This is a genomic window from Fibrobacter sp. UWT3 (genome assembly GCF_900230125.1).
Taxonomy (GTDB): Bacteria; Fibrobacterota; Fibrobacteria; order Fibrobacterales; family Fibrobacteraceae; genus Fibrobacter.
On record NZ_OCSS01000001.1, the window covers coordinates 1,527,460 to 1,549,117 of the forward strand.

Consider the following 21,658-nt stretch of genomic DNA (forward strand, 5'->3'; position numbering starts at 1 on the left):
GCAAAACTTGCTATATTAAGGCCATGACCGAGCAGAAAGACTTCGACTATACCCGCTATTTTGAACTGAAGAAGCAACTGGAAGAAGCGAGCCGCCTCTACTACAAGGAAGGCGTCTCCCCCATGAGCGACCAGGACTTCGACTTCGGGCTCAAGGAGATGGAAGCGCTCGAGGCGAAGTACCCGGAACTGCGCGGTCAGGGTTCGCTCACGCAGCGGGTCGGCAGCGACCTGACGAACGACTTTGCGAAGGTCGCGCACGCAGTACCCATGCTCAGCATCGCAAACGTGTACAGCGCCGAGGAGATGGCAGAATTCGTGCGGGCCGCAGAAGATGGAATTGCCGACCTAGACGAAAGACGAAAGACGAAAGACGAAAGAGGCGAGAGCAATGAAATAGCTCGCAAATTCATTGCCGAGCCGACAAGTCTTGGCTCAAAGAGCAAAGACGAAAGAGGCGAGAGCAACCCAGAATCTCTATCGTCTATCGTCTACCAGCGAAGCGATCTTTCGTCTAAGAAATGGATTTGCGAGCGGAAAATCGACGGCGTTTCGCTTTCGATTGTGTACGAAAACGGACGCTTGAAGCAGGCGGCCACCCGCGGCGACGGCGCCCAGGGCGACGACGTGACCCTGAACGCACTCACGATTGCGGACATTCCCGAAACCTTGGACGCGAAGAAACTGAAGATTGACCCGAGCGAAATCCCGCAAGGCACTTTCGAGGTGCGTGGCGAAGTATACATGGAGCGGGAAGCCTTCGAGCGCCTGAACGAGCAGTTCATATTGGAAGGCAAGAAGATTTTCCAGAATCCACGTAACACCGTCTCGGGTTCGCTCAAGCTCAAGAGCGTTGCCGAATGCAAGACTCGCCCGATGCGATTCTTCGCCTACCACATTCCGCAGAGCAATAACAAGACGCACGAAGAGAACCTGCTACAGCTCAAGAAACTCGGGTTCCACACGAACGACTACTGGACAGCCGATACCACCGATGAAATCATGAAGATTTCGGAGCAGATTGGCGCGAGCCGCGACAGCCTCCCCTTCGAAATCGATGGCATGGTCGTGAAGCTGAACGACCTTGCCATGCAGCGCGCCCTCGGAACCACGAGCAAGAGCCCGCGCTGGGCCATCGCCTACAAGTTCAAGGCCGAACGCGCCTACACGCCGCTCCTTTCCGTTGAATTCCAGGTCGGCCGCACCGGGGCCGTGACGCCCGTAGCAAACCTCGCCCCCGTGCGCCTTGCGGGTACCACCGTCAAGCGCGCCACCCTCCACAACTTCGACGAAGTCTCGCGCCTGGACCTGCATTACGGCGACACCGTCGGCGTCGAGAAGGGCGGCGAAATCATCCCGAAAATCACCGACGTCAAGAAAGAACTCCGCCCGGCGGGGGCCGTCCCCGTGACCGCCCCCGAAAAATGCCCGGTTTGCGGTGAGCCTTTGACGCACGTGGATGGCGAAGTCATTCTCCGGTGCGAAAACATGCACTGTGCGGCGCAGGTGCAATGCCTGTTTGAACATTTCGTGAGCCGCGAGGCCATGAACATTGAGAACCTCGGCCCCGCCCTCATCGCAAGCCTCATCGCCACGGGAAAAATCAAGCGCATCCCGGACTTGTACCGCCTCACGCTCGAAGACCTTGAATCGCAGGAGCGCATGGCCAAGAAGAGCGCCAAAAACGTCTTCGACGCCATTGCCGCTTCGAAGGAGCGTAGCCTCGAGAACCTGTTGCACGGCCTCGGCATTCGCTTTGTGGGCCGCACCAGCGCGAGGAACCTCGCGAAGCACTTCCGCACGCTGGAAAAAATCCGCACGGCAACCGTCGAAGACCTGCAGAACGTGACCGACGTGGGCGAACGCATCGGAAAGTCCGTCTACGACTTCTTCCACACGCCGCTCTACACGAACGAAATCGACGAACTCGTGGCCCTCGGCTGCCCCACCGAATTCAAGGGCGTCGTCAAGACGCTGTTCCAGGGGCAGACCGCAGTCATTACCGGAACGCTCCCGAGCATGGACCGCGACGAAGCCCGCAAGCTCATCGAGGAGAACGGCGGCAAGGTCTCGGGCTCCGTGAGCAAGAAGACTAGCTGGGTACTCGCAGGCGAAGCCGCCGGAAGCAAACTCACGAAGGCGAACGAACTCGGCATTCCTGTACATGACGAAGCGTGGCTTTTAGCGCAGATTGCCGCAGCAGATTCCGACGCAGGTAACGAGAAGCCCGCGGCATTTCCTGCCAGCGACAACAGCGACATTTCGGGCGACGAAGGCGACGCACCTGACGCAAATCCCGAAGGCGCAGACACAACGCAAACAAAAAATGCGCCGGCAAACGCCGACGCTAACGGTCAACTCAGTTTGTTCTAGGGGGCCGGCGCAGTACCAGCCGGAGCATTCCCAGCCGGAGCAACAGCCGGAGCAGCAGCATCCCCCACCGGAGCAGCATTCCCCGCCGGAGCAGCCTTCGTGCTATCCGCCGCAACAGGCGCATTCTTCACGCAGCGCAGCGAGAACGCAGTATTCTCGAAGTCTTCCGCGCGCATCACATCGTCCTTGCTGTTGATGAGGTTCCAGTAGGCCGCACCCGTATCGCCGCCACCACTTGCCTCCCAGAAATATGCACTCGTGCCGAGTTCCATAAACTCGCCGTCGTTGTAACGTGCACCCGCAGGTATGGCATTGAAGCCCGAAGCCTCGCTAATCGGCGCACCGCCTCGCACCCAGCCCTCGCGCATCTTGAGCGCGGCCGCAATGCTACCCTTCGTCATCTTGGCGACACCGAGCATCATGTCACTCCATTCCTTCTGCGAGGGCACGTGCCAACCTGCAGGGCAAATGCCCTGGTGGTCGACGGTAATCGCGCCTTCCACAGGATTCGTGATGAAGTCTGCAGGCAGGCGCATCGCCACATGCCACGGGTAAAGCCTCCCGTAACTCCTGCAGCGGATATCCTTGTCCTCGTAGCAGAAGCTACCCGGGGCAGCAAACCGCAGGTTCTCCGCCATCCAGCGGACACCGTCGATTTCTACGGTCTTGTAGCGGTTCTCGTCGCGTGAATCATACAACGCGGTGCTATCGTAAATTTCGTCAATGCCAGGCGGGTCCATCAGGCAACGCACCGGGAAAGCACCCGCCTTGCCCGCACTGTCGCGCACCAGGTCGTCGCTATCATACCGCAGCGACCAGAACAGCGCCGTAACGGAGTCCGTCTCGGCGGTGCTCCAGAAACCCGTCACGGAATCAAGCCCACTAAACGGCGAATTCGCCGGCAATATGCCCGAAGGAAGCGCGTTGAACCCGAAACCGTTCTCGCCAGGCAGGGAATTGTCCGACTCCGGCCAGATGTCGCGTGCCTTCAGGTTCGCACCCACGCCTACCGCCTCGTCGATATCCTTGAGGTAGGCGTTAAGCCTGTCGAAATCGTATATGCTCGGTATATGCCAGCCGTAGGGGCACAAACCGCGGTGAGTCCGCTTCACCGAATCGCGGGCAATCTTCTCGCCATATTCCTGAGGGAGTTTCATTGCGGCAGACCACGTGTAGAGGCGCCCGAACTTCTTGCAGTTTTCGTCCTTAGCCGCATAGCAGAAACTTCCCGGCACGTCCACGTCCAGGTTCTTCGCCATCCATACCTGGTCGCCCACATGAATGGTGAGGATTTCCTTGTTCTGCACCGTCACCACCTCAACCTTCACGAAGTTGGGCGGAGGAGGCGGTTCGACCGGCTTGTAGTACTTCTCCTCGACGCAACGCACCGACACGGCGTTATCCTTCGCGTCGTAGACCTTCTCGAACGTTCTCGAATCGTATGTAATGCGCCAGAAGTACGCACCGTACGCATCGTACTCGTTAGATGCCCAGAACTGCGTGGAGGCACCCTTGTCCATAAATTCACCCACGTAGTGGAACTCGCCCGCAGGCAAAGCGTTGAACCCGAACTCGTCGGACCCAGCAGGCAAGCGAAGTTCGCGATCCCAACCCTCCTTCGATTTGAGACTTATCCCCGCACCGTCGCTAATCCCCATCTTGGTTACGTAATAGTTGAGCTTCTTCCAGTCCTTGTTCGTCGGCACGCGCCAGCCCTTGGGGCACACGTCGTGCACCTTCTTCACAGCATCCTTCGCGACGGTATGGTTAAAATAGTCCACAAGCCTCATGGAGGCCGCCCACGTATAAAGCCTTCCGTACTCGTTGCAATACGAATCGTTCTTGTTGTAGCAGAACGTACCCTTCAACTTGAACCGCAGGTTTTCGGCCATCCAGCGCTGGTCGCCAATCTGTACCGTCTTATAGACCTGCTTGTCGCGCGGGTCCACCAGGTTCGGCATCGGGACGATCATCCCCGCAAATGCCGCAGATGCCAAGAGTAAAGGAATAAAGTACCGCATGTCATTAAAATAATACAAATAAACGGCAAAAGCACACTTTTTTTATAAAAAAAGAAACCCACCTTCTGGTGAGTTCCTTTTAGTACCCCCAAGCGGACTCGAACCGCTGTTGCGGGAATGAGAATCCCGAGTCCTGGGCCACTAGACGATGGGGGCATCAGTTAAGCGGCACAAATATAACAAAAGAAGGTGAAACCGTCAACGGGAAAATCCCGTCGACGAAAAACAGCTATTCCTTGTAGAACAGGTCAAGGTTGCTTTCGACCGGAGTGCCCTTTTCCATATTGCTAACAAATTCATTGAACAGCGTCATGGAGGTAAAGCGGGAGGCGTTTTCGACTTCCTGCTTCACGGCGCTCGTCACGGCAGAATCTTCAGGAGCGGTCTTGCCGTTCACGCGGACCATCACGGCACCGAGCTCAGTCTCGACGACCGGGCCCCATTCACCCTGCTTCTGGCCGTTCAGCACCTTGTAGAGGGCAGCATTGCCGTAGCCGAAGCCCGGAATGTAGCCTTCTGCAGAAGCCTTGTAGTTCTGGACATTCACCTTCTCGATGGCACTTGCTGCAGCGGCGGCAGAATCGGCCGGGTCGGCGGCCTTCCATTCCTTCACCTTCGCGGCGACGGAGTTCAGGTAAGCGCCGGCAGCGTTCTCGGACTTGCGGGCCTTGAGGCTGTTCTTGATGGTATCGAAGTGCAGGTCGATGCTGCGTTCGCCGGCCTTGAGTTCCTTGTCCTTCTTGAAGATGGCGACAAACTTGTTGTTGCGGAGCACCTGCGACACGATACCTTCCTCTTCGGGGAGGTGTTCGTTGGGCCATGCAAACGTGGTAACGCCCTTCAGGTAACCGAGGTCGTCCACGTTCTCGTTCCTGCCCACCCAGCCGGAGTGCTTGACTTCGAGACCGCGTTCCTTGACGGCGGCGGCAAAGTCCTTGGTACCGGCGTTCACTTCGTTCCTCACACCCGTAAGGATCTTCTCGAGGCTGTCGATGGTTTCGGAAGAGGCATTCACGACAAGCAGGATATGACCGACGTTGGCGGTAACCTTGCCGGTAGAATCGGTGGACTTGCCGAAGCTCTTGATGATGTGGTAGCCGAACTGGGTCTTGACCGGTTCAGAAACGGCACCGGAATCAAGAGCGAGGGCGGCCTTTTCGAATTCAGGAACGTATACGCCAAGACCAGCAGGCTGGTCAAGCATGCCACCCTTCTCGGCACTGCCCGGGTCTTCGGAAGAAATACGGGCCATTTCCTCGAACGAAGCGGTAGAAGACGTATCGGCGAGCTGGAAGTAAATCGTCATCGCGTATTCACGCACGCGCTCGTCGTCAGCGGCAGTCGCTGCGACCGGGATGGTCACGTAGTCAAACGTAACGGCATCCTTTTCCACGAAGAAGCTGTCCTGGTGGGCATTGAAGTAACCCTTCACCATCGCCGTATCGACCGCGTCGTCAGCAACGGCGAAATCGCTTGAAGAAGCGAACGCGACATCGATATCGAAATCAGTCATACGGCGTTCAACAGCCCACTTGGCCTCGAGCGTCGTCGGGTGGATTCCAGCGCTGACCAGCGTTTGAAGTTGGCGCACAGGAATGTTCGTGTTCTTCATTTCCTCTTCGAGCTGGAGCATGGAACCCCACTTGAAGGCCTCCGGAGTCTCGAGCCAGACCTCGTAGTCTGCGGCACTTGCGGTAGAATCGGTCAGGAACTTCGGGAGCGAAGCGATGTAAGCCTGGCTGCGCTGCATCAGGTCTTCCTGAGAGGTTGCCTGCTGCTGAATCGCAAAGAGACGATACTGAGCTTCCTGCACCAGGCGCTGGCGAACGGCAGCAGAGTTGGTCTTGAATTCAGACTTGAGTTCGGCGACCGAGGCTGCCAGTCCGGCCTTCTCGAACTGCCCGTCCAGGAGAATCTGGCGAACGAAGGAGCGGAACACGTCGCTACGGAGCTGCGCGTACTGCTCGTCCTCAAGGTGCTGGTTCTGGAACTGGTTCTGCTGCAGCATCTTGATGCGGGCATCAAATTCGGCATAGCTGATCTTGTGGTCGTTCACCACTCCGACAGGGTAGCTCTGTGCACTATTCGGAACACGGTCCATAGCCAACAGGCCCACGACAATACCTGCCGCGAAAATGACGATAACCCACTTGGCCTTTTCATTAATCCACGTTAACATAGAGTAGACTCCATTAAAATTTGTCGGGGCAAAATATAACAAAAGAAAACGACGCTTTCGTATAAAAAAAGGGAATTAGGCACAAATTAGCCCAAATCCCTGTATCATACGGATAATACCGCCAATCAGCCAAAGTTCCACTCTATTGCAAAGTAACCCGCCAGTAAAGTGGCATAATCGGTTCCAGAATAATCATCAACGTAATATGTTCCGTAACTCATTCTATTCTCCTATATTGGTTGATTGTTCAAGTAAGTTATAATCCTTCACGCAACGGAGCAATCCTTTCGTATACCGCGAAACGCTCTTTTCTTTCTGCACCATACTTGTAATTACCGCTTCGGTCTCATCAAAAGATGCCCCATAACCATAAGTAAATCTACCCCCACCCATAGTATGAGTACCCACATCGTAATTTGAGGCAAAAAAATCTGCATACGGAAGCCAAATGCTATTAATCGTAACAAGGCCATGATTTACATAAGAGTCAAAAGGCACAACAGAAAATCCACTTCTATTTGACCCATCATGCCATTTCACTGAAGATTTTAGATCTGCAAGCGAATATTCATTTAGCAAGGCTCTCCATTCAGTAGTATCAGGAACGTGCCAGCCTTCCATGCATATTCCGCGTGTATTTTCTACAACAGAATCATTTTTTGCAACATTCATTACCATATACCATTCATAAACACAACCTATGGAAAGCGAATCCTTACAATCAGCACCATTTGTTGCATAAGTAAGATTCTCAGCCATCCACGTCATCCCCGCAATGTTGACCGTACGGTAGGTTCGGCCATCGCGCTCATCCGTCACGGAACCATATTCAACATCCGGATTAAAAAACATTTCTTTGGGGTAATCAAAGATATTCGCCGAAGTCCAAGCAGGTTCACGGCCCAATTGGCATATGAATCCAACACTATCAGCAGAGATAAACGAGCCATCCGACCTGTACCCATTGACAGCCTCAATACAGTAAGTCCAGTTGCACTTACTGCCATCGCCATCTTTCTGTACGAGTGTACCATCAAGTGACTTGACACAACCCATCCCAACAAAAATTTCGCTTGCATTTGCTTCACGCCACTTACCATTATCATACACATACGCCACAGTCGAATCCGTTTCAGACATTACCAAATGACCGTCTTCAACCGGCTCCAGCCCAAACGTATTCTGTTCCACGCCACTCGCGTTAAGCCACAAATACACTCCAGACTCCGGTTCAAATTCCTTGCATATCAGAACCCTGCCCGCATTCTCCGATTTTTCTGCACGAACGGTATCCAGCACGCCAGATTTGTCCCTGTTGCACTCGCCGAGTCCGTAAACCTTTTGCCAGAACGCAATGATATAGTGTTCAAAATACCCAATCGATGCGTCGGGGAAATGCTGCCCCATAAACCTGCGGGCATACGCATACTCGTTGTAGCGCAACGCAGCCTTGTCGGCAAGTTTGACAAGTAGGTCGTCGGTAAGGCCTGCCGTAAGGCTTGCAATCATTTCGGTCACATCGGGTTCTGGGCCAGTCAACAACATAATTACGGAAAGAGCAAGAAGTTTTTCATTGTCAATAATGCTCGCATTTTCGAATGCTTGCTCCGATTGATCACCGAAGAAGGCTTCCGCAACTTCCCTTTCTGCCTGCGATTTTGCCTTATCAAAATCCATACCATTTTCCACGAGCGAAAGAATTCGCTTGTGCGTAATGTGCGTACCCACATTGATATTTATCTTGCCATCATTTCCGACTTTGGCGACAGCCTTTAACGAGAGCGGGTTTGTCGTCTTCATCCCATAGAGTTCGTTCCAATAGTAACCATTCGCATCTAGCAGAACATAGCGGGAATCCAGCTCTACCTTGCCCAGCGAGAACGAGCCGTCATCGCCGTCAATGCTACCCGTAAAAGTCTTGCCTGTCTGCGCAAAGGTCTCAGGATTGAGTTCATACAAGGAGACTGTCGTACCTTTCACGAACGGCCCCTTCTCAACAACGCCCTCGATGCTTGCCGTAATCTGGTTCGGGTCGTCGGATGTCCCCGCCACAGATCTTGAATCATTGCAAGACGAAAGCCATGTGGAGGCAAGGCCCAGCGCAGCAATAGAAATTACAAATCTCAGGTTAGTCGTTTTCATGGGGAACCTCCTTCACCTTTCGGGTCAGCGGGAAAAACTGCAGGTTGAGTCTGTAGACCTGGTTAATATTCTTGTCTGCAACGGCAATGGATATAATCTTCTGGCGGAACGTCTCAAGTTCATGAACAATCCTGTCGTAGGTTTCATCAGAAATGCCCATAGTGACACCGGTGATGTTGCGCTCCGTCGTAGGCAGGTCAAGGGAATTCGCCGCGAGTTGCGACATCTGGCGGTGCGCCGTCCGGATTGCAAGGCGAGTCGCCTCGCTCGACCCCGTAATGGAACTTTCTGATTGAGAATACGTTCCATCCTTGGCCTTGAGCAACAGTCCAGAATCGGTAAGGAACTTTAAGGTTTCCTGAACCTCCCAAGCCGTTACTGGCGGGTAACACTTCTTCGCTAGTTCACCGGGAGTCGCCCCCGGCATCAACGGCGCAAGTTCACGCAAGGTCGGGTTCTTCCACGACTCGTAGTAATCAAAAAGCCTTTCTTCGAGAACACGTACCTTGTGGTTCTTCGCGATGGAACACATCCGCTCGAACGCCTCTTTCTTCTTTGCGTCCGATCTAGACTGGCAAAAGGTAACCATCGCACGGAAATACTCTACCTCAAAACCCACGAGCCCCATCGCCTGTGCAGTACGTTCCACGCCCTGCTTACTCAGCTTGCTCTTACCGTCACAAACGACCTTCATGTACGAACAGGAAGAAAATCCTGCAAGGTTAGAAAACTCGCGCCACGAGAAAACGGAATGTGCCTTTCTGTCTTCGTAATAATCCAGCATGAACTTGCGGTAGTCTGTGTATTCGGTAATCGGCTTCATACCAAGAAATATACAATCGCGATTTTTAGAAAACAAGCATTTTAGTCAACAAAATTAAAGAATTTTTAAAAAATTCTGCATTTTTATAGTAAATTTTCTATTACATTTGCGTATATGCAATGAAGCATTGCATATAGGATTTTTTCCAGGAACTCAAGTCACGACAGAAAGCAATAATCACGAATGCAAGTAAATTTCTATCTATGGAGCATAAAACTTACCAACGGAGTTTGGTCATGTACGATATTCTAGTCCTGGGAGCAGGTATTTCCGGCCTCTCCGCTGCCCTGCATGCGGCAGAAAAGGGCCTTTCGGTCGTTATCCTCACGAAAGGCGCAAAACCGGACGGCTCCTCCAATTATGCGCAGGGCGGCATCGCGACCGTCACCGAGAAGACGGACAAGTTCAAGTTCCACATCGACGACACGCTCGAGGCGGGTGCCGGCCTCTGCAAGAAGGAACCCGTGAACATCCTCACCAAGAGCGGGCCCGCGACCATCAAGCAGCTTGTGAAGTGGGGCGTGCAGTTCACCCCCTCGCCCGCCGACAAGACGCAGTTCGACCTGCACCTGGAAGGCGGCCACAGCCATCACCGCATCTTGCACGCGGCGGACCTCACCGGCAAGGAAATCATGCGCGCGCTGCTGTGCGAACTGCACAAGCACAAGAACATCCACTACATCGAGAACTGCTACATCAAGGACCTCATCTGCAAGGGCGAAGGCAAGAACAAGCGCTGCGTGGGAGCAAAGATTATCCACCAGAAGACGGGCCTTGTCGAAGACCTCCTCGCGAAGGCATCCATCCTTTCTACCGGCGGTGCAGGCCGTATTTGGCAGTACACCGTGTGCCCGCCCGACAGCTGTGGCGACGGCATGGCGATTGCGGCCCGTGCAGGCGCCGCCCTGCAGGATATCGAGTTCATGCAGTTCCACCCGACAAGCCTCTATGCCCCGCAACTCAAGAAGCCCTTCCTGATTTCGGAAGCGGTGCGCGGGTTCGGCGGCATATTGAAGAACTACAAGGGCGAAGAGTTCATGAACCAGGTTCACCCGCTCCACTCGCTCGCTCCGCGCGACATCGTGGCCCGCGCCATCCACAGCGAGATGCAGCGCCTGGGCAAGCCCAACATGTTTATCGACCTCTCGGGCCGCACCCCGAAGGACATCAAGAGCCACTTCCCGAACATCTACGCGAAGTGCCTCGACGCAGGCATCGACATCACGAAGGAATGGATTCCCGTGGTGCCCGCCGCACACTACATGTGCGGAGGCGTACTGGTCGACACGTGGTCGCGTACCGAAATCAAGGGCCTGTACGCCTGCGGCGAAGTCGCCGCGACGGGCGTCCACGGAGCGAACCGCCTGGCATCGAACTCCCTGCTGGAGAGCGTCGTCTTTGCAATCCGCGCGGTGGACAATATCTGCGATAGCGGGCTCCTGAAGGCGAAACTCGACGTGAAGAAATCGACCAAGAAAGAGAAGGTTTCGTTCACGAAGGCCGCCTACTGGCGCAAGCGCAAGAAGGCCCTGCAAGATACGATGTGGGCCTACTGCGGCATCGTGCGCACGACCGCGGGCCTGAACCAGGGTTTAAAAGAAATCGCAGCCCTCGAGGCCGACGTGGATGCCGCCATCAAGAACAAGGAAACCGAGAACATCCACTTCCTCGAGTTCCTGAACGCCCTGCAGGTTTCCAAGATGATTCTCACCGCAGCGCTCCATCGCAAGGAATCGCGCGGGCTGCACTACATTCTCGACTACCCGAATCTGGACCCGAAGACCAAGCACCACACGATCTATCTGGAAAAGGGCTCCAAGTAACAGAGGAGAAGCGCTGGATCCTATCGGCCTTCGGCCTCCAGGATGACAGCAGGAACGAAAAGAATGACTGTAGCGAAGAAGACAAAGGAAGCCTTGCCGAAGAAAATCGGCGGATACAAGCCGACGCAGATGCTCGGGCACGGAGCCATGGGCAACGTGTGGCTGTGCCACGACGAGTCGCTCGACCGCATGGTCATCGTGAAGCAGATGGTCCCGAAGCTTTTGGACCAGGACTCCTTTATCCTCCGGTTCCAGCAGGAGGCGACAATCCTCGCCCACCTGAACCACCCGGCAATCGTCGTGCCCTACGCCCTCTGGAAGGAGCCCGACGGCCAGCTCTCGCTCTCGATGGAATTCGTGATGGGCAAGAACCTCCGCGAAATTCTGGACACCTGCAAGCAGCCTCCCGTATGGGTCGTAATGGCAATCCTCCACGAGATGTTCCTTGCATTGAGCGTCGTGCACCGCGCAGGCATCGTGCACCGCGACTTGAAACCCGCGAACATGATGGTCGACAAGGACGGGCGAATCCGCCTGCTCGATTTCGGTGTTGCCCACGTGGACAGGCGTAACGGCGACGACATGACGCTCACCATGGCGGGTTCGCAAATCGGTACCGGCGCGTACATGAGCCCCGAACAAACCATGGGCAACGAGGCCACCCCGGCATCGGACCTGTTCGGCATGGGCATTATCGCAAGCGAGATGCTCCTTGGCGAAAACGTGTTCCGCGGGGAATCGCTGAACCAGACGTTCCAAAACATCCGCCGCCTGAAAATCGGCAAGAAGGCCTTCCCCGCCTGGACCCCGAAGGGGCTTATAAAACTCGTGATGAAGCTTCTCGAAAAGAAACCCTCGAAGCGCCCGCTTTCTGCCGCAGATGTCGCCGACGAACTCAGTCGCCTGATGCGCGCCTACCCGCGCGACCTCACGCCCTACCTCGCCGAATGGGTAAGCGCAACGATGAGGGGCGAAAAGACCGCCATTGAACCCAAGACCTACCCCAGCAGGTGCAAAATGACAATCGCGCTTACTTTTATATTCACCGCTGCAGTCACTGCCGGCGTATACATGCTCTTATCGAATTTCTAAAGGGAACAAATGAACTGGATAGACATATTCTGCCTTGTCTGCGTACTCATTCTCACGCTCATCGGTGTATGGCGCGGGTTCCTAAAAGACCTGTTTAGGCTTGTCGCCTGGGCCGCAGCGCTCGCGGGTGCATACTTTGCAAACGACCTCCTCGCCGACACGCTCGCGACAAACCTCGAGATAACCGGGTTTACCGTTAAACTCCTGTGCATCTGCATCGGGTTCCTCGTGCCGTTCATTACTTTGTTCATGATAGGGCATTTTGTGCAGAAGGCTGTCGCCGATACCCCCGTAGGCAAGGTCAACAGGATTCTCGGCGGGATTCTCGGCGCATGCAAGGGCTGGATAATCTGCTTCATTTTCCTCTCCATCCTGCACATCATCCCGGTATCCGGTGGTCTCAAGGACACGCGTAACGACGCTACCGCATACAGTTTCTACAAGTTCAACCTGGAACTCATGGGATTCTCGTCCGAAGAGCCCGATCTGATTGGCATTGCCGAAAAGAAGGCGACCGAACTCAGCAAGGAAATTACCGACAAGGCCGTAGAGAAGGTCAAGGAGACGACGACCGAAGCCGCCGAGCAGGCCAAGGACGCCGCCGTGAAGGCAGCAACCGACGTCAAGGATTCTCTAGTCAAGAAAGTCGACGCGAAGGCCGACTCCGTAGTGGAAATGGTCAAGGAAAAAGCCGGAACGACTTACAAGGTAAGCAACGAGAAGGCCCTGAACACCTACTCCGTGGAAAAGAAGTAGAACTCAATCGACAAAGCTTAGCTTACCGAACTTAAACGGCCGCAAGCCTTTTTGCGCAGGTTTCGGCTTCACGCACAATTTCTTCTTCGCCATCCACGTGGCGGCCACGCATTACGAACTTTCCGTTACAGATAACCGAATCGATGCAACTGCTGTCGGCAGCGTACACCCAGTTGCTCACCAGGTTGTGGCCGGGCACCATGCGTTCGTTCTTCAGGTCGACCAGCAGGCAATCCGCAAGGTAACCTTCCCTGATTTCGCCGGCATCCATTAGCCCGTAGGCGCGCGCCACATGGACAGTCGCCATCTTCAGCGCTTCGTGCGCAGGCAACGTTTCCGCGCCACCCTGCACCTTCGCAAGCAACGCCGCAAGCTTCATCTCCTCGTGCATGTCAAGGTTGTTGTTCGAGGAATCTCCGTCCGTACCGAGGGCAACATTTGCACCGGAACGCAACAGGCGGTCAATCGGCGGGATACCGCTAGCGAGTTTCAAGTTCGAATTCGGGTTCAATACCGCCGTCGCGCCCGAATCCACGAATGCCTTCATGTCGTCATCCGAGAGATGAACGCAATGAGCCGCAGCGAGGTTCGAACCGAGCATTCCCGCACGTTCCAGCAGGCGGACCGGGCTACACCCGTACTGTCTTTCGCAATCTTCCAGTTCCTTTTTCGTTTCGGAGAGATGCGTATGGACCATAAAATTTTCGGAACGGGCAAAGTCGGCACAGCGCTTCAGCAGCGCCTCGCCCACCGTGTATACGGAATGCGGGGCAACCGCAAGGCGCACGCGTTCCGATTCACCGGTATGCGCGGCAAGGAACTTGAAATTGCCCTCAATCGCTTCTGGCGACATGAGAGATTCCGCAAACGTCACGCCCACTGCAGCACGTATGCCCATCTCCCCGACAACCTTGATGGTACGTTCGCGATGCCAGTACATGTCGGCAAAGAAAACCGTACCCGACTTAATCATCTCGAGAAGGGCAAGTCGACAAGCCACGTCGATATCGTCACCCGTAAGTTTGGCCTCAAACGGCCAGATGTATTCCTGCAGCCACTTCTGGAGCGGCATATCGTCGGCATACCCGCGCAAGAGCGTCATCGCTGCATGCGTATGCCCGTTGTAGAACGCCGGGAAAATGGCAAAGTGCGAGCAGTCCACAACCTCAGCGCCTAGCGACTCCTCGGGGGGAACCTCCCCTATGCGGGCAAAACGGTTACCCGCGATAAGCACGTCCACAACCCTGTCGCCGCCCTGACCGGGCAACACCACCGACTTCAGTAAAAACTTGTGCATAACGATACCCTTACCCCTTGCAAGATAGCATTTTTCCGTTTTAGAAGCCTAAAATATGATAAAAAATTCTTATTTCTGAAAAAAAAAGGCACACAAGGTAACCCGAGCGCACCAAAAATTATATAATAGAATTATGAACTACGACGAAAAAGAGACACTCCCGATATCCAGGAACGAATTCGCCGAACTGGAAATTTTCAAGAATATCCAATTCGAGAAACTGGCGGGATTCCTGCTGCCCTGCAAGACCAAGGAGGTCGAACAGGGTACAACGCTCATTAGCCCCGACAATCCGAACATCGACCTGGTCATCGTATTGCGCGGCAGTCTCGAAGTGAAACTCGAATCCGATGGCGGAACGTTTACAAGCACCATCGAACAGGGGCACTGCGCCGGAGAGATGTCGATATTCGACAGCATTCCTCCAAGCGCGACCGTATCCGCAAAGGAAAACAGCAAGGTGCTGCTTATCCCTTCCGACATTGCACGCGCAATGCTTTCCGCCTCGCACGAACTGTGCCTGAACTTTTTGCAGATAATGAGCCAGCGTATCCGCAGCAACAACAAGATCGTGTGCGAGGAACAGTACCATATCCGCCGTATGGAAGAATACGCGAAGGTGGACCCGATGACAGGGCTCCACAACCGCCGCTGGCTAGAAGAAATGTACACGCGCGAGATGGCCCGGAGCAACAAGGGAAACATTATGCTCACGGCATTCATGCTCGACATCGACCATTTCAAGAACGTGAACGACACCTACGGCCACCTCGCGGGCGACCAAGTGCTTATTTCCGTGGCACAAACGCTTACACGCAGCCTAAGGCCTTCCGACATGCCGGTGCGTTACGGCGGCGAGGAGTTCACGGTGTTCCTGCCCGGGACTTCGACCAAGAATGCAAAGATTATTGCAGAACGCATCCGTCGCGACATGGAGAACATGAGCATTTCGCTCCCGGACGGCAACATCATCCAGGTTACCGTGAGCATCGGGTTTGCGGAACGTGTCGACAACGATACTGTCGCATCGCTCATCGACCGCGCAGACAAGGCTCTCTACCACGCCAAGCAGAACGGGAGAAACCGTGTCTGCCAGAACCTGGGCGACGGTAAAATGCAGTTGCTAAAAACCGGCACGTAGTAAAGCAACCGCTCTACTTCGCTTCCAGCAATTTCTGCACGCTCTGGGCGTAGGCCTGTAAACTCGGGTCTCGCGCGCCCATCAGCAAGATGGTATCGCCGGGCTGGGCGCATTCCACCATCTTTTTCGCGCACTCGTCGCGGTTCTCGATGTAGATGGCCTCGCAGCCCTTCAGCAACAGGTCGTCTGCAAGGTCGCCCGCACTGATATCGCGCGTGACGGTACCACCCGCATAGTAAATCTCACTGAAGAACATCATGTCGTTGTCGCGATCGAAGTCAAAGTCCTTCGGGCGGAGCGTCTTCGCGATGAATTCCACGAGGTCATGCCGCAAAAAACGCGTGGGCCCAAAGCCATGCGGTTGGAACCAGGCAATCACGCGGCCCTCGGTAAAGTCCTGCGCACTCCTGATGCTTGCCGCAATCTTTGCGGGGTTATGTGCGAAGTCATCCACGAGAGTGACGCCGTTGAACGTTCCCAATATCTGGTGGCGGCGGAACACGCCCGGGAAGGTTGCCAGCGCGTCGGCACAGGTATGGAGCGACACTCCGGCGCGAAGCGCGGCGGCGGTCGCCGCGAGGGCGTTTTCCATGTTGTGCTTGCCCGGGAGCGGCACCTCGAAATTCACGAGTTCCGCCTTGTGGCGCACGCGGAACTTGATATGCGTACCGGCAGTCTTGAAGTCCGTGCCCTGCACGCCCACATAGTTCTCGAACCCGAAATCGAATTCGCGGCCCGCACTGAACTTCTTTGCCAGCGGGTGCGCGTCGTTCACGATAAGGATCTTGCCGTTGTCCAAGATATTGTGGCTGAACTTGAGGAAGATTTCCTGCAGTTCGTCCATTTCCTTGTGGTCCTTGTCCACATTCAAAATCAAGCCGATTTCCGGTTCGTAGCGCACGAGCGTTCCATCGCTCTCGTCGGCTTCGACAACGAGCCACTCGCCCTTGCCGCTAACGGCGTTACCGATCTTGCCTTCCTTCTGCAGGTTCGCAAGGCCGGCCCCCGTCATCACGGAGGGCTGCAACCCGGCGTATTCCAGGATGTGGTAAATCATCGCGGTCACGGTGCTTTTACCGCTTGTACCGCTCACCGCAATCGTGCGGGCTTCTTTCGAAATCTTCGCGAGCATCTCGCTGCGGTGCATCACGGGGACGCCGAGCTCCTTCGCACGCTTCAAGTCGGGGTTCGTATCCTCGATGGCGGTACTCACCACCACGGCAGAGAGGCCCGCGACAATGCCCGAGCCGTCCTGCGCGAAGCACTTGATTCCGCAATCCTCGAGCTGGCCCATCACGAGCGGCTTTTCGCACTTGCCCGCAAGGAATTCACCGAACTGACGGTCGGACCCGCTTACCGCGACGCCCTTGCCCGCCAAGTACTGCGCGATGGCACTCATGCCCACGCCAGCAACACCGATAAAGAAATAAGATTCCATATTTTCAATTCTTTTAAATGATTTAGATTCTTCGACTCCGCTGCGCTTCGCTCAGAATGACACCTCTTTCGTCTAATCCAGCAAATCCGGGTCAATCGTGGGCTCGTAGCCGGGTTCCACGAAGTCCTCGGTCGCAATTCCCTTCTTGCGCGCCGCCTTCATCTGCTTGATGAGCTTGCGTTCGGCCGCTTTCGCCTTGCGGTGCGCAGCAGTAGCCGCCTTCTCGGCATGGCGCTGGGCGCGGGTCTTGCGCTCCTTCAGTTCCGGGAAAACGCATTCCTGCTCTTCTTCGGGCATATCGCCTTCGAAGTCCTCGTCGAAGCCTTCGTCAAAACGAATGTCGGCATCAAAGTCGCGGAAGCCTTCTTCCTCGTCGAACACCGGGGCGTCTGCCGGGCATTCCTTCTTCAAGAGCTTAAGCACCTTCGCGAACGGTTCTTCCAGCGGAACCTTGAACTTCATCTTCTTGCCCGTCGTCGGGTGGATAAGTTCAATCTTCACCGCCTGCAAAAGCTGCGCCGGGGCAATCTCGAGCACCTTCTCCGCAATCTCCTTCATCAGGGGCTGCACGCGGTTCAGGCTGTCTTCGCGCCCGTCGTAAAGCGGGTCGCCCACCACCGGGTGGCCCGTATAGCGGGTATGTACGCGAATCTGGTGCGTACGGCCCGATTCCAGTTGCAGTTCGAGCAAGGTTGCAATCGCAAAGAATTCCTTCGCCACAAAGTGCGTGCGGCTTTCCTTGCCGCCCTTCACCACCGCCATCTTCAGGCGGTTTTTCGGGTTGCGACCGATGGGGGCGTCAATGCAGCCCTCCAAATCACGCGGGCAGCCCCACACGAGCGCATTGTAGGTGCGGTGCAGCGTGCGGGTTTCCAGTTGGTGTGCCAGGTGTCTGTGGGCGGCATCGTTCTTCGCCACCACCATGAGGCCCGGCGTATCCTTGTCCAGGCGATGCACGATGCCCGGGCGAAGCGGGCCGTTTACAGTCGAGAGATTTTCCTTGAAATGGTGCAACAGGCCTGCCGCCAGTGTTCCGTTCTGCACGCCGTTACCCGGATGCACCACCAGGTTGCGCGGCTTGTTCAGCACGACAATATCGTCGTCCTCGTAAACGATGTCGAGCGGGATTTCCTCGGGTTCGAGCGTACTCGCCTGCTTCTCGGGGACCTTCTCCACCACTACGACCATACCGCTCTCTACGCGGAAATTCTTGGAAACGGCAGCACCGCCCACCTTCACTTCGCCTGCAACTATAAGTTTCTGTATGTCGGTACGCGACACGTTTTCCATCGCGCCGACAAGGAACTTGTCGATGCGTTCACCGGAGTGTTCATCTTTTACAGGAAAATTCATGTTGCCAAACTTACAAAAAAAAGTATGCCTGCGTGGACTGCCCTTCTTTTTTTCGTATCTTTCTAGCATGACTTCATTCCAGAGAATTATTCGCATATTCGCCATCTGCACGCTGTTCCTTGCCGCAATGGCCAGCGCCGACACGACCAGCGTCATAAACGCCCGTCCCTCCATAAACGGGAAGCTCCATGTAGAAGGCACGAACCTCTTCGACGAAAAGGGCAACCAGGTTGTCATCAAGGGCGCGAGTACCCACGGGCTCACCTGGTTCCCGCAATACGTAAACACCAACCTTTTCCGCCAGCTCAGCAGGGAATGGAACACGAACCTGATCCGCCTCGCCATGTATTCGTACGACTACGTGCACGGCGACCGCGAAAAGAACCTCGAAATCCTGAGGAAGGGCGTGCAGTACGCCATCGAAAACGACATGTACGTGATGGTGGACTGGCATATTCTCATCGACAAAAATCCGAACGAGAACCTTGCCGAAGCCATCAACTTCTTCAACATGATGGCAAAGGAATACGCGAACGTCCCTAACGTGATTTTCGAAATCTGCAACGAGCCCAACGGCGACTGCACCTGGGAAGACATCAAGGAATACGCGAACATCATCATCCCCGTTATCCGCAGGCACAAGCCTGACGCCCTGATTCTCATCGGCACCCCGAATTACGACCGCGAAATCCAGGAGCCGGCAAAGGACCCGGTGGCCTTCGACAACGTGATGTATTCGTTCCACTTCTATGCCACATCCCACAAGGGCGAATCGCTTGCGCTCCTCAAGGAAGTCGTAGGCGGCGGCACCCCCATCTTCATTACCGAAAGCGGACTCTGTGAAGCGAGCGGCGACGGAAAGATTGACCTGGAAAGCGTCAAGCTGTGGTATGCCACGCTCGATTCGCTGCACCTGAGCTACACCATCTGGAGCATGTCCAACAAGGAAGAGGAATCCGCCATGGTGCGTGCCGATTCACGTGCAGTGGATTCCCTTGCCGAAAGCGACCTGAGCCTTTCGGGCCTCTACGCACGTGCGCTGTTCCAAGGCACCGACCTGAACAAGATTCCGCTCATCTACGAGTCCGTATCGAACTTCAAGATTCTCGCCCGCACTCGGCCCTACATTGTGTGGGGGATTTTCGCCATTCCCGTCTTTATCGTAATCCTTGTCGTTTTCCTTATCCAGAAAATCAGGAAGCGTTTCCGCTACAGCAAGGTTCGCACGTACGACGACCTGCTTAAATTCAGCCAGAGCGAAAATGCGAAAAAGTTCAGTTCCAGGCCGGCAAAGCAGTTCCTCGGTGACCTGTTCCTCTTCCTGAGCACGTTCTGCACGTTAATTTATCTATGCTGGCGCTTTACGTGTTCCATCCCGTATGCCTACGGCTGGATTGCCATTATCGGGAGCTGCGTGCTGCTCGCCATGGAAGTCCTCGGGTTCATCGAATCGCTCATCCACTACAGCGGAATGCTCAAGCTCAGGGAACACCCACTACCCGAGATTGCCGACGCGGAATTCCCCGATGTGGATATATTCATTTCGACATACAACGAGCCCGCAGAACTCCTCCGCAAGACGATTATCGGCTGCAAGCACATGGATTACCCCGACAGGTCGAAGGTGCATATCTACCTGTGCGACGACAACCGTCGTAGCGAAATGCGCAAGCTCGCCGAAGAACTGGAGATAAACTACTTCGACCGCCCGAATAACGATGGCGCGAAGGCGGGTAACCTGAACGCGGCACTCGCCCGCACGAGTTCGCCCTACGTGGTGACCTTCGACGCGGACATGATTCCGCAGAGGAAATTCCTGCTCAAGACTATCCCCTATTTTGTGGACGCCGAACGCATCAACGAAAGCCTCCCCGAAGAAACACGCCGCCCGCTCGGATTTATCCAGACTCCGCAATGTTTCTACACGCCCGACGTGTTCCAGCACAACCTCTACGCCGAAACGAAGGTCCCTAACGAGCAGGACTACTTCTACGGCGTCATCGAGGCAGCAAAGACATCTACCAACAGCGTGATTTACGGCGGTTCGAACACGATTATTTCGCGCAAGGCACTTGACGCCATCGGTGGTTTCTACACGAAATCGATCACGGAAGACTTTGCGACAGGCATGCTGATCGAATCGGCAGGCTTTGTGAGTCTCGGTCTTTCGCAGCCGCTCGCATCGGGCATTGCGCCCTCCAGCTTCCGCGAGCACATCCAGCAGCGTACCCGCTGGGGCCGCGGCGTCATTGCGACCGCAAAGCAACTCAAGTTCATGTTCAACCGCAAATTGAACATCTCGCAAAAGTTGAGCTACCTGAGTTCCGTACTTTACTGGTTCTCCCCCGTCAAGAACCTGATCTACCTGCTTTCGCCCCTGATGTTCGCCGTATTCTGCGTACCGATATTCAAGTGCACTCTGGTTGACCTAGCCCTGTTCTGGCTCCCGATGCACCTGATGTCGATGTGGGCCCTCCGCTTTACAAGCCACGGGAAGATCAGTGCCCGCTGGAGCGGCATCTACGAGACATCCGTCATGCCGTTCCTGCTTATGCCCATCGTCAAAGAGACTCTGGGTATGACGCTTTCCAAGTTCAAGGTGACCCAGAAAGACAAGCGCGGTGTCCGGCACCAGACCGACGGGAAAACCATCGCCCCATTCGCTGTTTTGCTCGTGCTCACTATAGCGGGTATCGTCCACATGGGCTACATGATTATCGCGCTCGGGTACATCGAGATTCTCGCCGTACTCTTCTGGCTTTTCCGCAACGCCTACTACCTCACCATGTGCTTGTTCCTCGGAATGGGCCGCGACTCCGACAGCGAACCCGTGAAGGTCCTTGCAGCCGAGAACGTGATGGTGAAAAAGCAGGATGGACACGAAATCGAGGGCATTACCACGAAGTTGACGGAACACGGAGTGGACATCTTTACCGACGAACTGAACATCCTGAACCTGGGCGAGCCCATCAGCCTCACCATATCGAAGAAGATGTACACCTTGCAGGTTACGGGAACTGTCGTTGCCATCCGCAATACACGAAGCCCGCGCATACCGAGCGTCTATACCGTCGAGATTCTTGATTTTGGCGGGCAGAAGGATGAATACATCCAGATGCTCTACGACCGCACGCCAACGCTCCCGCAACGCTTGCGGCTCGGCGAAGGCCACATCGACAACCTGTGGAACAACATCGCCCACCGCATCGCAAGCCGGTAAT

13 protein-coding genes and 1 tRNA gene are annotated in these 21,658 nt (G+C 55.2%); 6 read left to right on the forward strand and 8 right to left on the reverse strand.

Features of this window, described 5'->3' with window-relative positions; translation table 11 throughout:
- The first annotated feature begins 23 nt into the window (after positions 1 to 23).
- Complete coding sequence (gene ligA, locus CRO08_RS06675; RefSeq protein WP_255252264.1) at positions 24 to 2,372, forward strand: NAD-dependent DNA ligase LigA; 2,349 nt, start codon at positions 24 to 26, stop codon at positions 2,370 to 2,372.
- On the opposite strand, the gene CRO08_RS06680 is transcribed toward ligA, so the two are convergent.
- From CRO08_RS06680 to CRO08_RS06700, 5 genes are all read right to left on the reverse strand, one after another.
- Complete coding sequence (locus tag CRO08_RS06680; protein ID WP_097035535.1) at positions 2,369 to 4,393, reverse strand: FISUMP domain-containing protein; 2,025 nt, start codon at positions 4,391 to 4,393, stop codon at positions 2,369 to 2,371. The two genes, ligA and CRO08_RS06680, sit on opposite strands and share 4 nt — an antisense overlap.
- A gap of 83 nt (positions 4,394 to 4,476) precedes the next feature.
- A tRNA-Glu gene (locus CRO08_RS06685) sits at positions 4,477 to 4,549 on the reverse strand.
- Between the two features lie 73 nt (positions 4,550 to 4,622).
- Positions 4,623 to 6,572 carry a peptidylprolyl isomerase gene (locus CRO08_RS17500; protein ID WP_097035536.1) on the reverse strand — a complete coding sequence of 650 codons (1,950 nt, stop codon included), beginning with the start codon at positions 6,570 to 6,572 and terminating at the stop codon, positions 4,623 to 4,625.
- A gap of 222 nt (positions 6,573 to 6,794) precedes the next feature.
- Positions 6,795 to 8,714 (reverse strand): FISUMP domain-containing protein, encoded by a 1,920-nt coding sequence (locus tag CRO08_RS06695; protein ID WP_097035537.1) that lies wholly within the window; start codon positions 8,712 to 8,714, stop codon positions 6,795 to 6,797.
- Positions 8,701 to 9,537 carry a TIGR02147 family protein gene (locus tag CRO08_RS06700; protein ID WP_073113953.1) on the reverse strand — a complete coding sequence of 279 codons (837 nt, stop codon included), beginning with the start codon at positions 9,535 to 9,537 and terminating at the stop codon, positions 8,701 to 8,703. Before CRO08_RS06700 ends, CRO08_RS06695 begins: the two co-directional genes overlap by 14 nt.
- Before the next feature lie 236 nt (positions 9,538 to 9,773).
- On the opposite strand from CRO08_RS06700, the gene nadB reads away from it, so the two are divergent.
- The 3 genes from nadB (at position 9,774) to CRO08_RS06715 (ending at position 13,208) form a co-directional block, all read left to right on the forward strand.
- Positions 9,774 to 11,360, forward strand: coding sequence for an L-aspartate oxidase (gene nadB / locus CRO08_RS06705; RefSeq protein WP_097035743.1), 1,587 nt, complete (start codon positions 9,774 to 9,776; stop codon positions 11,358 to 11,360).
- Positions 11,361 to 11,423: 63 nt separating this feature from the next.
- On the forward strand, positions 11,424 to 12,452 hold the full coding sequence (locus tag CRO08_RS06710) for a serine/threonine-protein kinase (RefSeq protein WP_176495079.1): 1,029 nt from the start codon (positions 11,424 to 11,426) through the stop codon (positions 12,450 to 12,452).
- 9 nt (positions 12,453 to 12,461) lie between these two features.
- On the forward strand, positions 12,462 to 13,208 hold the full coding sequence (locus CRO08_RS06715; RefSeq protein ID WP_097035539.1) for a CvpA family protein: 747 nt from the start codon (positions 12,462 to 12,464) through the stop codon (positions 13,206 to 13,208).
- Positions 13,209 to 13,239: 31 nt separating this feature from the next.
- On the opposite strand, the gene CRO08_RS06720 is transcribed toward CRO08_RS06715, so the two are convergent.
- Positions 13,240 to 14,505 (reverse strand): amidohydrolase, encoded by a 1,266-nt coding sequence (locus CRO08_RS06720; protein WP_097035540.1) that lies wholly within the window; start codon positions 14,503 to 14,505, stop codon positions 13,240 to 13,242.
- A gap of 133 nt (positions 14,506 to 14,638) precedes the next feature.
- Between CRO08_RS06720 and CRO08_RS06725 the strand changes: the two genes are divergently transcribed.
- Positions 14,639 to 15,646, forward strand: coding sequence for a GGDEF domain-containing protein (locus CRO08_RS06725; protein WP_097035541.1), 1,008 nt, complete (start codon positions 14,639 to 14,641; stop codon positions 15,644 to 15,646).
- Between the two features lie 13 nt (positions 15,647 to 15,659).
- Here CRO08_RS06725 and murC read toward each other — a convergent pair whose 3' ends face one another.
- On the reverse strand, positions 15,660 to 17,084 hold the full coding sequence (gene murC / locus CRO08_RS06730; protein ID WP_097035542.1) for a UDP-N-acetylmuramate--L-alanine ligase: 1,425 nt from the start codon (positions 17,082 to 17,084) through the stop codon (positions 15,660 to 15,662).
- 72 nt (positions 17,085 to 17,156) lie between these two features.
- Complete coding sequence (locus tag CRO08_RS06735; RefSeq protein ID WP_097035543.1) at positions 17,157 to 18,437, reverse strand: RluA family pseudouridine synthase; 1,281 nt, start codon at positions 18,435 to 18,437, stop codon at positions 17,157 to 17,159.
- Positions 18,438 to 18,504: 67 nt separating this feature from the next.
- Here CRO08_RS06735 and CRO08_RS06740 point away from each other — a divergent pair, with 67 nt between their 5' ends.
- The gene (locus CRO08_RS06740; protein WP_217990570.1) at positions 18,505 to 21,657 is read left to right on the forward strand and encodes a cellulase family glycosylhydrolase; all 3,153 of its coding nucleotides are present in this window, start codon (positions 18,505 to 18,507) and stop codon (positions 21,655 to 21,657) included.
- The last annotated feature ends 1 nt before the right edge of the window (position 21,658 follow it).